The following is a 12601-nucleotide window of genomic DNA, read 5'->3' on the forward strand; positions in this document are numbered from 1 at the left end:
GAATCGCCTAGAAATAGCGAGACTGTTCTGAGGGATAACCCATGCCGCGCATTGCCTATGTGAACGGGCGCTATGTCGCCCATGCCGACGCTGCCGTGCATATCGAGGATCGCGGCTATCAATTCGCCGACGGCGTCTACGAGGTCTGCGAGGTGGCGCAGGGCTTTATCGTCGACATGCCGCGCCATCTTGCCCGGCTGAACCGCTCGCTTAGCGAATTGTCGATCGACTGGCCGGTCACCAAGGGCGTGCTGCCGCTTCTTCTGCGCGAGATCGTCCGGCGCAACCACGTCGTCAACGGCCTGGTCTATGTCCAGGTTACGCGCGGTGTTGCCAGCCGCGACTTCGTTTTCCCGGCCGATACACCGTCATCGCTGGTGATTACGGCCAGAAAGGCCGACCCGGCGGCGGCCGCCAAGCGAGCCGAGGCGGGCATCAAGGTCATCACCGTGCCGGAAAACCGTTGGGACCGGGTCGACATCAAGAGCACCGGCCTGCTGCCCAACGTGCTGGCCAAGCAGAAAGCCAAGGAGGCCGGCGCCCAGGAAGCCTGGTTCGTCGACACCGATGGCAACGTCAAGGAGGGCGGCTCGTCCAACGCCTGGATCGTTACAAGGGACGGCGTTCTGGTCACCCGGCCGGCGGAGCATGGCATCCTGCGCGGCATCACCCGCACGACCATGTTCGAAGTGGCGGCAAAGCTCGGGTTGACGATCGAGGAGCGCGGGTTTTCAGTCACTGAAGCCAAGGCGGCGCGAGAAGCTTTCATCAGTTCGGCAACGACAATCGCCATGCCGGTCGTGGCAATCGACGGTGCCGCGGTCGCCAATGGGCACCCCGGTTCGATAACACTTTCATTGCGGCAAGCCTTTTTTGACGTTGCGGAAAAAAGTCCAGCCTGATAACCGCACAGACGGACTGCACATCAATATATCTCGTTCTGCTTGTCGTTACTGACGGCAAGGGGGTGTTTGCAAGCTTGACATGTGCCCGCTAATTTGGCGCATTAGCCTGCAAACCGAAGGGGATCGGCGAAAGACAAGAACAATGGCGGAACGATCGCAAAACCTTCAGGACCTGTTCCTGAATTCTGTTCGCAAGAGCAAAAATCCACTCACCATCTTTCTCATCAACGGCGTCAAGCTGACCGGCGTGGTCACTTCCTTCGACAATTTTTGTGTTCTGCTGCGCCGTGACGGCCACTCCCAGCTCGTCTACAAGCATGCCATTTCCACGATCATGCCGAGCCAGCCGGTTCAGATGTTCGATGGCGAGGAAAGCCAGGGCGCCTGATTGGCACGTGAAAAAGACGCGGACCGCGGCGTCCGCGGGAAACCAGCACATAATTCCGGGACGGAAGCCACAGGTCCGACCCGGGCGGTTGTCATTGTGCCGGTGCTTACCCGGCATCAGCGCAACGATGACGAAACGAACCGTCCACGGCTGACGCGTTCGGCGGATGCGCGCCACGACGAAGCGGTCGGCCTTGCCCGCGCCATCAACCTGGATCTGATCCACACGGCGGTGGTCACCGTCAACGATCCACGCCCGGCAACCTTGCTCGGCAGCGGCAAGGTCGCGGAATTCGCCGAGATCGTCAAAGAGGGTCACGCGGAGGTGGTCATCGTCGACCATCCGCTGACGCCGGTGCAGCAGCGCAATCTCGAAAAAGAAATGAATGCCAAGGTGCTCGACCGCACCGGATTGATCCTGGAGATTTTTGGCGAGCGCGCGCGGACCAAGGAGGGCACGCTGCAGGTCGAACTTGCCCATCTCAACTACCAGAAGGGCCGCCTGGTGCGGAGCTGGACCCACCTTGAACGCCAGCGCGGCGGCGCCGGCTTCCTCGGCGGCCCCGGCGAAACCCAGATCGAGTCGGACCGGCGGCAGCTGCAGGAAAAAATCATCAAGCTCAAGCACGAGCTGGAAACGGTGCGCCGCACCCGCGACCTGCACCGCGCCAAGCGCAAGAAGGTGCCGTTCCCGGTGGTGGCGATCGTCGGCTACACCAATGCCGGAAAGTCGACGCTGTTCAACCGGCTGACCGGGGCCGACGTGCTGGCCGAAGACATGCTGTTTGCAACGCTCGACCCGACGCTGCGCCGCGTGCGCCTGCCGCACGGCACGCCGATTATCCTGTCGGACACAGTCGGCTTCATTTCGGACCTGCCGACGCATCTGGTCGCCGCCTTCCGGGCCACACTGGAAGAGGTCGTCGAGGCCGATCTGGTCATCCACCTGCGCGATATCTCGGATCCGGATACCGCAGCGCAAGCCGAGGACGTCGAGCGCATTCTCGCCGATCTCGGCGTCGATGCCGGCGATGCCAAGCGCGTCGTCGAAGTGTGGAACAAGGTCGACCTTCTCGACGACGGCAACCGGGAGCGCCTGCTCGCCGACGGCACTGACGCCAACAAGGCGCCGCCGATCGCCATCTCGGCGGTCACCGGCGAAGGCATCGATGCGCTGAAGGCGCTGATCGAGACCAGGATGTCGGGCGAACTCGAGGAATTGACGGTGACGATCGAACCGCCGCAGTTCGGCCTTGTCGACTGGCTATACCGCAATGGCGACGTCGTTTCACGGGTAGACAATGAGGATGGCAGCGCGACCATCGCACTCAGGGCCACGCACACCGCCCGGCAAGAGATCGAAAGCCGATTGCACCGCAAAAACAGGCAGTAAGCCTGATTATTTCACGCCCTTGGCCTGCTGCCAGAGCACTTCCATCTCGTCCAGCGTGGCTTTTTCGAGCGTGCTTCCCGATGCATCGATCGCGCGCTCGACATAGTGGAAGCGCGAGCGGAACTTTTCGTTGGTGCCGCTAAGCGCCGCTTCCGAATCGAGCTTGAGGTGACGCCCCAGATTGACGACTGCAAACAGCATGTCGCCGAATTCGTCCTTGATCTCAGCCGTTTCGCCCTTAGCCAGTGCCTCGCGCAGCTCGCCGATCTCTTCCTCGATCTTGTCGAGGATGGGTGCTGCCTCGCTCCAGTCGAAACCGACACGCGCTGCCTTTTCCTGCAGCTTCAGCGCACGAGTCAAAGCGGGCAGGGCGACGGGCACGCTGTCCAGGAAACCCTTGCCATGGTCTTCGGGGTCGAGGCCGCGGGCGAGGCGCGCACTTCGCTTTTCGGCTTTTTCCTCAGCCTTGATCTTTTCCCACATGCCCTTTGCCATGCCGGCGCTGCGCGCCTTCTCGTCGCCGAAGACATGCGGATGGCGCCGGATCATCTTGGTGGTGATGGCCTCGACCACATCACCGAAGGCAAAATCGCCGGCTTCCTCAGCCATCTGCGCGTGGTAGACGACCTGCAGCAGGAGATCGCCGAGTTCGTCGCGCAGATCGTCGAGATCGCCGCGCGCAATGGCGTCGGCCACCTCATAGGCTTCCTCGATCGTATAGGGCGCGATGGTCGAGAAATCCTGCTCGATGTCCCAGGGACAACCGGTCTTCGGCGCCCTGAGCGCCGCCATGATCTCGATCAGCCGGGAAATGTCGCGCGAAGGTTTCATGCGGCGAATGCTATCCCGCTGCCTGTCGTGCGGCCAACGGCGTCAGCCGGAGAGGGAAGATTGTCCACAGCGAGCTTCAGCCGAGTACCGACACAACCGCCTTGGCGAGGTCATCCATGCCGTCCTCGGGCAGGCCGGCGACGTTGATGCGGCTGTCGCCGACCATGTAGACGCCATACTCGGCACGCAGCCGCTCGACTTGCGCCTCGGTCAGGCCAAGCCTGGAAAACATGCCGCGATGGCTGGCGATGAAGTCGAAGCGGTCGGAGTTGGACTGCCGGCGCAGCGCGTCGGCGAACTGGACGCGCAGCCTCAGCATGCGCAGCCGCATCTCCTCCAGCTCCGCCTCCCAGTCGGCGCGAAGGCCATCATCTTCCAGCACCATGCGCACGGCGGCGGCGCCGTGGTCCGGCGGCATCGAATACATGGCGCGCGCCGCCGCCAGCATCTGGCTCATCGCGACATCGGCTTGCGCGCTATCCTTCGCCAGGATCATCGCCGCGCCGACGCGGTCGCGGTAGACGGCAAAGTTCTTCGAGCAGCTCGAGGCAGCGACCATTTCAGGCACCTTGCCCGCGAGAAGGCGCAAGCCGGCCGCATCGGCGTCCAGGCCTTCGCCAAAGCCCTGATAGGCAATGTCGACAAAGGGCAACAGCCCGCGCTCGACGACAAGATCGGTGACGCTGGCCCATTGCGCGATATCGAGATTGGCGCCGGTCGGGTTATGGCAGCAGCCATGCAGCAGCACGATATCGCCGGGCTCGGCTGCGCCAAGCGTTGCCAGCATCTCGTGGAAGCGCACCGCGCCGGAAACGGCATCGAAATAGGGATAATCGCGCACCTTGAGGCCGGCCCCGCGCATCACCGGCGGGTGGTTCGGCCATGTCGGGTCCGACAGCCAGACGGTTGCGTCGGGGCGGGTCCGCTTCAACAGCTCCGCCACCAGCCGCAGCGCGCCGGAACCGCCAGGCGCTTGCGCGGCGCGGATGCGCGTCATGTCGGCAGCGGGGCCGAAGGCCAGCTTGACCATCGCCGTGTTGAAGCCGGTGTCGCCGGCAAGGCCGAGATAGGTCTTGGTGTCCTGGTCCTGCAGCAACCGCTTCTCGGCCTCGCGCAGGGCGCGCATGACCGGCGTCCTGCCGTCGCGGTCCTTGTAGACGCCGACGCCGAGATCGATCTTGCCGGGGCGCGGATCGGCGCGATAGAGGCCGATCAAGGCGATGATCTTGTCGGCCGGGGCAGGTTGCAGGGTCTCGAACATCAATACGGCTCCAATGGCGGCGGAGTAATACGCAAAGCGGCCGCGTTTCGCCAGTGCTTCCATCTGCGCCAGTCCGCTAGCGTACTGGACCGTTACGCCAAGCTTTGTCTGTACGGCAGGGGTCGGCGGCTATGGCGACGGGTTCATTCCAATCCGCCGGATAAGCACCCGTCCAATCACGGCGAGACCGATGCCGGTCAGCAGGGAGAAACCGCCGAGCATGCCGGCCAGCCCGGCAAGGAACCAGCGTCCGGCGAAGCTGTCGACGGAGGCATTTTGCGGATTGGTTGGGTCGTAAGCGACAGGGACGCTGTCGCCATCACCCCAGAACGAGCTGTGGACGGCATTGTTGAAGCGGATGACGGTGCCGTCGGCGGTCGAGAACTCGATGCGGGGATTGTATTCGGCGGCGACAATCCTGCCTGTCGCCGAAGCGGTACGAGGGCCGTACATCTCGACGATGGCCAGCACGCCGGAAGCGGTCAGTCCGACAATGCCAAAGATGATGAACACCCTGCCGACGATCGGCAACGCTGCAAAACCCGTTACACGACTACCATTGGCCATCTTTTGCTCCTGGGACAGACGGATAAGGCTAGACTTCATCCATAAAGCAAACATCTGCCGCACGGGAGATGGGTAAGTGCGCAGCGGACTTCTGATTGCATGATGCCTATTGTGGCGACGCAAAAAAGTTTTCGTGGCGATGGATTAAGATCCCCGCCTGTTTCGTAAACGGGGCATGAAACGGTCGATGCCACGCTTCGATATTGTCGGACAGCTGGGTTCGCTCAGGCGCTACGCACGCTCGCTGACGCGCGACGGCACTGACGCCGAGGATCTGGTGCACGATGCGCTGGTGCGCGCCTACGAGCGGCGCGACACATTCCGCTCGGGCGGCAATCTGCGGGCATGGTTGCTGTCGATCGTCCACAACGCTTTCATCGACAAGATGCGCTCGCGCCGGTCGGAATCAGCGCGTGTCGAGCAGGCCGGCTATCTCACCGATGCCAGCACGCCGGCGCCGCAGGAACATTCCGTGCGACTGGCGCAGGTGCGCGAGGCCTTTTTCAGTCTGCCGGAGGAGCAGCGTTCGGCGCTGCATCTGGTCGCCATCGAGGGCCTTTCCTACCAGCAGGCCGCCGACGCCAGCGGGGTGCCGCTGGGCACGCTGATGTCGCGTATCGGCAGGGCGCGCGCAGCACTGCGCGAGATGGAAAACGCTGCACCTTCGCCGGCCAAAAGCCATCTGAGGATCGTGGGAGACCCGTCATGACCGACCTGTTGCGGGACCCGGTGACCGATACCGATCTCGACGCCTATGTCGACGACCAGCTGGATGTCGCGCGCCGCATCGAGGTCGAGGCGTTCCTGTCGGCTCGTCCGGAGGCTGCGGCGCGGGTGATGTCCGACTTGAGGACGCGCGACGAACTGCGCCTGGCGCTGGCTGCTTCCACAGGCATGGCGCGGCCGGCGACGACTGAAGTCGCGCGCCGGCTGGGCAGGGGGCTGGCCAGTCGCCGCGTCTTCGCCGTGCTGCAGCGGGCGGCCGCGGTCGCCATCTTTGTCGCTGCCGGCTGGCTGGCGAACGGCCTCTTCGGGCCGCTGCTGGTGACCAAGGTCGTGGCTTCGCCGCCGCCGCCCGCCTATGTCGAAGAAGCGATCCGGGCGCACAAGACGACGCTCATGCGCGAGGCGATGCCCTCGCAGCTGGAGGCGCCCAACTACAATGGCGACGAAATCCGCGCCGCCACCGCAATCGTCATGCCATCGCTGCCCAAGGACTGGAAGGTCCGCGACGTCCAGATCTATCCGTCGCGCTTCGGGCCGAGCGTCGAGGTGGCGCTGGAGACGAAGGATATGGGGCTGGTCTCGCTGTTTGCGATCCGGCCCGGAACCTTCGACGTGGTCAAGCCTGCCATCGCGCCCTCCGGCGACATCTCCTCTGTCTATTTCCAGATCGGCGAGGTCGCGTACGCGGTCGTCGCGCGCAGCGATGTCCACGACCTCGACCGCACCGCCGAGACGCTTGCCAAGACACTTTACTGATCAGGACACTTTACTGATCAAGACGCTTTACTGAGACCACATAAGGAGAACCCGCAATGAATACCCCTGACCTCGGATACCGCATGGGCACTGGCGCGCGCGCCGGCGCCGTCTATGACGAGGGCCTGCGCAGCCACATGCTGCGCGTCTACAATTATATGGGCATCGGCCTCGTCGTCACCGGCATCGTTGCCATGGTGGTGTCCTCGACGCCGGCCCTCTACGTGCCGATCTTTTCCAGCCCGCTGAAATGGGTGGTGATGCTGGCGCCGCTCGCCTTCGTGCTGTTGTTTTCGTTCAAGATGCAGACGATGTCGGCGGCGAGCGCCCAGTTGATGTTCTGGGCCTTCTGCGCGGTGATGGGCCTGTCGCTGGCTTCGGTGTTCCTGGTCTTCACCGGCACCAGCATCGCGCGCACCTTCTTCATCACCGCCACCATGTTCGGCGCCACCAGCCTCTACGGCTACACGACCAAGCGCGACCTGACCCAGTTCTCGTCGTTCCTGATCATGGGTCTGATCGGCGTGGTGATCGCCAGCGTCGTCAACATCTTCCTCGGCTCGACCGCGCTGCAGTTCGCCATTTCGGTGATCGGCATCGCGGTGTTCGTTGGCCTGACCGCCTGGGACACGCAGACGATCAAGGAACAGTATGCTGAGAATTTCGACGCGGAATCGCAGCAGAAGCTCGCCGTCTTCGGCGCGCTGTCGCTCTACCTGAACTTCGTCAACATCTTCCAGCTGCTGCTGAACTTCACCGGCGAACGCGAATAGTCGAACCGTAGCAAGGCAACAATCTCGATCTCGCAGTGGCCGGAGGAGAATCTCCGGCCACTGTCGTTTTGGCGTGGAGACATCGCTCCTCTATCAGCGCGATGTCGCTGCGCCCTTGAGTCCATGCGGGCTTTTGCTAACCTGCCGCTCGCACGCAGCTTTCCGCGAGAACGCATGGAACAAGTGACGCTTCAGGGCGACGGCATCTCGGCAACCATTGTCGGGCAGGGGGCCGAGCTCGTCTCCTTGCGCAATGCCGAGGGTCTGGAGTTTTTGTGGCAGGCCGGGCCGGAATGGCGGCGGCATTCGCCGGTGCTGTTTCCGATCGTCGGCCGGCTGAAGGGGGACCAGCTTCGCCATCGGGGCCGGGTCTATCCCCTGACGCAGCACGGATTTGCCCGCGACAAGCCATTTGTGTGGGCTGACGCGAGCCCCCGATCCTGCACGCTGGTGTTGACCGACGATGCCGATACACGCACGCGCTATCCGTTCGCCTTTCGCCTTGCCATCACCTACACCCTCGAGCGTCGCGAACTTGGTGTGAGCTTCGAGATTGCCAACACCGGCGACGAGACGCTGCCAGCCTCCATCGGTGCACATCCGGCTTTCAATTGGCCATTGCAGCCGGGGCTCGCCAAGACAGACTACCACCTGACCTTTGCCCAGGACGAGCCGGCGCCGATCCGCCGGCTGAAGGATGGCCTGGTGCTGGCTGCACCGCGGCCGACGCCTATCGAAGGCAAAACGCTGGCGCTTTCCGAACAGCTGTTCGAGGCAGACGCCGTGATCCTCGACCGGCCGGCCAGCACCAGCGTGCGCTATGCCGCCGCGAACGGTGCGGCGATCGAGATGTCGTGGCAGGGTTTTAAGGAATTGGGCATCTGGTCGAAGCCGGGCGGCGCTCCGTTCCTGTGCATCGAACCCTGGCACGGGCTTGCCAGCCCCGTGGATTTCGATGGCGAGTTCGCGGACAAGCCGGGCGTGATGCTGATCGCGCCCGGTGAAAAGCGCGTGCTGAGCTATCAGGTACGGCTCGAGCATGCGCCGCTGTGACCGATGAACCAGAGACAGGCGCGATGAAACTTGGCTTCATCGGCACGGGTGCCCTTACAGCGGCCATTGTCAGCGGGCTCAAATCCGTCGCGGATAACTCCGTCTCCGTGCTGCTGTCGCCGCGCAATGAAGAGATCGCCGCAGAGCTGGCAGCCCGTTATCCGGATGTGCGTATCGCTGATGACAATCAGGCGGTTCTCGATCAATGCGACCTGGTCATGCTGGCTGTCCGGCCGCAAATTGCGCATGACGTCCTGCCGGGTTTGCGGTTTCGGCGCGAGCATCACCTCATCAGCTTGATCGCCACGCTGCCGCGCGAGGAGATTGCCCGCTTGACCGCACCCGCGCACCAGGTGACGAAAGCGCTGCCCATGCCGATGATCGCCCACCGGCTGGGGGCAACGATCATCTGCCCGCCGGATGCCACTGTCGCTGCCTTGTTCGGCAATCTGGGGAAAGTGATCGAGGTCGAGAACCCAGCCGAATTCAACGCGTTGAGCGTGGCCACCGCAACCTATGCCAGCTACTTTAGATATCTCGATACGATTAACAGCTGGCTCAAGAGGAATGGCGTGGAGGAAGGGAAGGGGCGCGATTACATCGCCTCGCTTTTCAAAGCCTTGGGATGCGCTCCTGATATGTCGCCGGATGCCGACTTCATGCATCTGGCGCAGGACTATGCGACGCGCGGCGGCATCAACGAACAGGTTCTTCGCGAACTCACGGCGCGAAACATGTTCGAGGCGCTCACCGAGAGCCTGGACGGCGTACACCGGCGCATCGTCGGCGATACGCCTTGATGGGCGGTACCTTGAAATTCCCTGATGATCAGGAGTATGGCTCCAACGGATGTTCCGGACCGTTCGGGAGGGTCGGCGGGTGCCTGGATGCTTGAAATTGGGCTTTGTGGCAGCGGCGCTGGCTGTGCTGATTGTCTTTCCGGTCGCTGCCGCCGACATCGACCGCGCCAGCCTCTACCGCGCGCAATCGGTGACCAGCGGCACTGGCGAGGAGAACCGGGCCTGGGGCCTGGCGCCGTGCCTTGAAGAGGTGCTGGTCAAGGTTTCCGGCGACCCGCGGCTGATCGGCGACCCGCGTGTTGCGGACATGAGCCGGCACGCGGCCGACTATGTCACTGGTGTCGGCTACCGCGACCTGCTCAACAACCGCCCGCCGCATGACGAGCAGGGCACCCACGACCGGCCGCATTACATCACCGCCGATTTCGACCCGGACAAGATCGATGCCTTGCTGGCGTCGCTCGGGCGCAAACCGTGGGCGGTGCCGCGGCCAAAAATGGTCGCACTGCTGGATGTAAGGCCGATGAAAGGCGACGGCTTCACGCTGGTGCGCGATGGCGGCGGCGAGCTTGCGGCGGATATGCGCGTTGCGCTGGCGGACGCGGCGCACCGGACCGGTTTGCCGCTGGAGTTGCCTCGGCCGTCCGACGTCGCGCTCGCCGACGTGGCCAACACGCTGGATGGGGACGCCCTGCTTGCCGGCACTTTGGTATGGCGCCAGGAAGCGCTGGGCTGGGTCGGCGACTGGCGGCTCAGCTTCAAGGATAAGGAGTATCGCTGGCAGGTACGTGGCGTCAGTTTCGACGATGCGTTCCGCAACGCCACGCGCGGAACGCTGCAGATCCTGTCGGGCAATGGAGAGCCGGAAGCCGTCACGCCCTGACTTCAAGGGAACCTTCTTGCCCGAGCGCCGTAAACAAAGTGGCGGGCAAGCTTTGAGCAAGGAGGTATAATTGCAACATCGCCGGATCGACATTGACGGAAACAGCATCTTCTATCGCGAAGACGGCCCGCCTGATGCTCCCGTCCTTCTCCTGCCGCACGGCTATCCGTGCTCGTCCTATCAATTCCGACGGTTGATGCCGGCACTTGCCGATCGCTGGCATACATTCGCGCCGGACTTTCCCGGCTTTGGCTACAGCGGCACGCCCGAAATGTCGGACTTTGGCTATGATTTCGATGCCTATGCCGGGTTTCTGACAGCTTTCGCCGATGCGCTCGGCACGTCGCGCTATGCGCTCTGGCTGCACGATTATGGCTCTCAGATCGGACTGCGCCACGCCATCGCACATCCCGAGCGCATCGCGGCACTCATCATCCAGAACGGCGATATATACCAGGATGTTCTCGGGCCGAAATACGCTGGGATAAAAGCCTATTGGAAGGAAAAGACGCCCGAAAAGCACCGGCCGTTGGAAGAGGCGGTAAGCGAGGAGGGCTTCCGGCACGAGTTTGTCGGAGAGGTGGATTACGCTGTAGCCGAGCGCGTGCCTCCCGATCTTTGGAAACTCCACTGGCCTTTGATGGACACGCCGATCCGCCGGCGGCTCGCGGTCGGCCTGATGGAGAAGCTGGAGGCGAACCTCGGCTGGTTCCCGCGCTATCAGAGCTATCTGCGCGAGCACCAACCGCAAACGCTCATCGTCTGGGGCCCCGAGGATGGTTACATGCCGGCACAATCGGCGCATGCCTACCAGCGCGATTTGCGGGAAGCGGAGCTTCATCTGATCGATGGCGCCGGCCACTGGTTGCTCGAAACGCATTTCGATGAGGCACTTCCGCTGGTGCGCGATTTCCTGGCGCGCGTCCACAGTCAGGAAGCGAAAGGGACGGGCAGGGAGGCCGGCCGGGCGTAGACCCCTCCGTTGCGGTCATCGGATCGATCTGCAACCATGGCGTCATGATAGAAAAGTCTGCCGCGCCCTGGCCTCTGCTGCAAATCGCGATCGAGCCGAAGTCGCGGGCGGATCAGGAGAAGCTAGCTACTGCCTTGTCGAAGCTGGCGGACGAGGATCCCTGGTTGCACGTCAAGCAGGATGGGGAATCGGGCCAGACGATCGTCGCCGGCAGGGACGAACTCCACCTCGACATAGTCATCGACCACCTGCGCCGCGAGTCTCGCATTGAGGTGAATGTCGGCGCGCCCAAGGTAGCGTATCGCGAGACGATCACCCGTAAGCACGAGCAGGACTACACGCACAATAAGCAGTCCGGTGGTACGGGTCAGTTCGCCCGCGTCAAGATTGCGTTCGAGCCGAATGGCGGTAGCTGGGACTTCGTCTTCGGGTCCAAGGTCGCCGACGGTGCGCTTCCGAACGAATATGTTGCGGGCGTCGAAAAGGGGCTGCGGAACATTCTGTCTTCAGGCCCGTTTTTTGGCTTCCCGATGCTTGGCGTGAAGGCAACGCTGATCGACGGCGCGTATCACGATACTGATTCCTCGCCCCTGACTTTCGAGATCGCCGGCCGAGCCTGCTTCCGTGAAGCCGCTCCCAAGCTGGGCGTGCAGCTCTTCGAGCCGATCATGCAAGTCGAGGTGAACACGTCGGCGGCCTATGTCGACAAAATCATCGCCGAACTGCACAGCCGCCGGGGCCTGATCCGGAGTCGGGAAATCAGCGGCGTGGTCGTCGTTGTCAAAGCGACAATGCCGCTCGCGAACATGTTCATGCTGGAGGATGCGCTCCGGTCCTGTTCGAACGGACTGGCACGCCTGCGCGCCGACTATTCCGGATACGCTCCCGTACCACTGCCACCCGGCGGCGACCCACCGGCCGCCATGGCCATGGCCAGATGACGTCGCCAAAATTCTCCTCGCGGGCAGGGTTCCTTGTCGGCCTCGGCGTCACGCCGGTCGCCTTTTTCCTGGCGCTCTATTCGGCCGGGGCCGGGCATGGCGACTATGTGCTGGCGCGACTTCTCTATCCGGTCCCCATGCTGGCAACGCTTTTGACCAACACAACGATCACCAGCCTTTCCATCGGATTGGCTGCGCTGCAGTTTCCTGCCTATGGGGCATTTGTTGCGGGCGCCGGCGGCTCCAGATGGCTGGCCCTTGGCGTCTTCCATCTTGTTGCAATCGCAGCAGCCTTCAGCGGCCTCCTGGAAAGCTTTTCGGGATGACGCTCCTGTTCGTTATCCCGGCGCGG

General features: G+C 63.1%; 14 protein-coding genes and 1 pseudogene. 12 read left to right on the top strand and 3 right to left on the bottom strand.

Translation table 11 applies throughout. The features are described from left to right. Positions 1-41: 41 nt before the first annotated feature. From NKJ64_RS09730 to hflX, 3 genes are all read left to right on the top strand, one after another. Positions 42-902 carry a D-amino-acid transaminase gene (locus NKJ64_RS09730; protein ID WP_023755217.1) on the top strand — a complete coding sequence of 287 codons (861 nt, stop codon included), beginning with the start codon at positions 42-44 and terminating at the stop codon, positions 900-902. Between the two features lie 145 nt (positions 903-1047). Continuing rightward, positions 1048-1293, top strand: a complete 246-nt coding sequence (hfq, locus tag NKJ64_RS09735) for an RNA chaperone Hfq (RefSeq protein WP_006202172.1) — start codon at positions 1048-1050, stop codon at positions 1291-1293. Next, positions 1294-2685 carry a GTPase HflX gene (gene hflX / locus NKJ64_RS09740; protein ID WP_352462437.1) on the top strand — a complete coding sequence of 464 codons (1392 nt, stop codon included), beginning with the start codon at positions 1294-1296 and terminating at the stop codon, positions 2683-2685. It abuts the gene before it with no gap. A 6-nt stretch (positions 2686-2691) separates the two neighbouring features. On the opposite strand, the gene mazG is transcribed toward hflX, so the two are convergent. The 3 genes from mazG to NKJ64_RS09755 all read right to left on the bottom strand — a co-directional run bounded on the left by mazG (position 2692) and on the right by NKJ64_RS09755 (position 5344). Beyond that, positions 2692-3516, bottom strand: coding sequence for a nucleoside triphosphate pyrophosphohydrolase (mazG, locus tag NKJ64_RS09745; RefSeq protein WP_023688462.1), 825 nt, complete (start codon positions 3514-3516; stop codon positions 2692-2694). 76 nt (positions 3517-3592) lie between these two features. Next, complete coding sequence (locus NKJ64_RS09750; protein ID WP_352462439.1) at positions 3593-4777, bottom strand: amino acid aminotransferase; 1185 nt, start codon at positions 4775-4777, stop codon at positions 3593-3595. Positions 4778-4906: 129 nt separating this feature from the next. Beyond that, positions 4907-5344 (bottom strand): DUF3592 domain-containing protein, encoded by a 438-nt coding sequence (locus NKJ64_RS09755; RefSeq protein ID WP_352462440.1) that lies wholly within the window; start codon positions 5342-5344, stop codon positions 4907-4909. A gap of 175 nt (positions 5345-5519) precedes the next feature. Between NKJ64_RS09755 and NKJ64_RS09760 the strand changes: the two genes are divergently transcribed. The 9 genes and pseudogenes from NKJ64_RS09760 (at position 5520) to NKJ64_RS09800 (ending at position 12575) form a co-directional block, all read left to right on the top strand. Continuing rightward, entirely contained in the window at positions 5520-6053 is a 534-nt protein-coding gene (locus NKJ64_RS09760) for a sigma-70 family RNA polymerase sigma factor (RefSeq protein ID WP_023668935.1), read from the top strand. Next, complete coding sequence (locus NKJ64_RS09765; protein ID WP_352462441.1) at positions 6050-6826, top strand: anti-sigma factor family protein; 777 nt, start codon at positions 6050-6052, stop codon at positions 6824-6826. The genes NKJ64_RS09760 and NKJ64_RS09765 overlap by 4 nt, the downstream gene beginning before the upstream one ends. A 56-nt stretch (positions 6827-6882) precedes the next feature. Next, complete coding sequence (locus tag NKJ64_RS09770; RefSeq protein ID WP_023668937.1) at positions 6883-7599, top strand: Bax inhibitor-1/YccA family protein; 717 nt, start codon at positions 6883-6885, stop codon at positions 7597-7599. 174 nt (positions 7600-7773) lie between these two features. Then, positions 7774-8652 (top strand): aldose 1-epimerase family protein, encoded by an 879-nt coding sequence (locus NKJ64_RS09775; protein ID WP_023668938.1) that lies wholly within the window; start codon positions 7774-7776, stop codon positions 8650-8652. Between the two features lie 23 nt (positions 8653-8675). Further along, the gene (locus NKJ64_RS09780; protein WP_023668939.1) at positions 8676-9452 is read left to right on the top strand and encodes a pyrroline-5-carboxylate reductase; all 777 of its coding nucleotides are present in this window, start codon (positions 8676-8678) and stop codon (positions 9450-9452) included. Between the two features lie 106 nt (positions 9453-9558). Beyond that, positions 9559-10335, top strand: a complete 777-nt coding sequence (locus tag NKJ64_RS09785; protein ID WP_245261307.1) for a DUF8605 domain-containing protein — start codon at positions 9559-9561, stop codon at positions 10333-10335. A 70-nt stretch (positions 10336-10405) separates the two neighbouring features. Beyond that, positions 10406-11308, top strand: coding sequence for an alpha/beta fold hydrolase (locus NKJ64_RS09790; RefSeq protein WP_352462443.1), 903 nt, complete (start codon positions 10406-10408; stop codon positions 11306-11308). A gap of 41 nt (positions 11309-11349) precedes the next feature. Beyond that, positions 11350-12249: pseudogene (locus tag NKJ64_RS09795) on the top strand (translation factor GTPase family protein); the annotation flags it as partial. After that, positions 12246-12575 (top strand): hypothetical protein, encoded by a 330-nt coding sequence (locus tag NKJ64_RS09800; protein WP_023668943.1) that lies wholly within the window; start codon positions 12246-12248, stop codon positions 12573-12575. The pseudogene NKJ64_RS09795 and the gene NKJ64_RS09800, both read left to right, overlap by 4 nt. The last annotated feature ends 26 nt before the right edge of the window (positions 12576-12601 follow it).

The organism is Mesorhizobium sp. M0062 (assembly GCF_040323125.1).
In the GTDB taxonomy this organism is placed as follows: domain Bacteria; phylum Pseudomonadota; class Alphaproteobacteria; order Rhizobiales; family Rhizobiaceae; genus Mesorhizobium.

Coding starts and splice junctions, on each gene's coding strand:
- NKJ64_RS09730 (WP_023755217.1), top strand. CDS start 42: ATGCCGCGCATTGCCTATGTGAACGGGCGCTATGTCGCCCATGCCGAC.
- hfq (WP_006202172.1), top strand. CDS start 1,048: ATGGCGGAACGATCGCAAAACCTTCAGGACCTGTTCCTGAATTCTGTT.
- mazG (WP_023688462.1), bottom strand. CDS start 3,516: ATGAAACCTTCGCGCGACATTTCCCGGCTGATCGAGATCATGGCGGCG.
- NKJ64_RS09750 (WP_352462439.1), bottom strand. CDS start 4,777: ATGTTCGAGACCCTGCAACCTGCCCCGGCCGACAAGATCATCGCCTTG.
- NKJ64_RS09755 (WP_352462440.1), bottom strand. CDS start 5,344: ATGGCCAATGGTAGTCGTGTAACGGGTTTTGCAGCGTTGCCGATCGTC.
- NKJ64_RS09760 (WP_023668935.1), top strand. CDS start 5,520: ATGAAACGGTCGATGCCACGCTTCGATATTGTCGGACAGCTGGGTTCG.
- NKJ64_RS09765 (WP_352462441.1), top strand. CDS start 6,050: ATGACCGACCTGTTGCGGGACCCGGTGACCGATACCGATCTCGACGCC.
- NKJ64_RS09770 (WP_023668937.1), top strand. CDS start 6,883: ATGAATACCCCTGACCTCGGATACCGCATGGGCACTGGCGCGCGCGCC.
- NKJ64_RS09775 (WP_023668938.1), top strand. CDS start 7,774: ATGGAACAAGTGACGCTTCAGGGCGACGGCATCTCGGCAACCATTGTC.
- NKJ64_RS09780 (WP_023668939.1), top strand. CDS start 8,676: ATGAAACTTGGCTTCATCGGCACGGGTGCCCTTACAGCGGCCATTGTC.
- NKJ64_RS09800 (WP_023668943.1), top strand. CDS start 12,246: ATGACGTCGCCAAAATTCTCCTCGCGGGCAGGGTTCCTTGTCGGCCTC.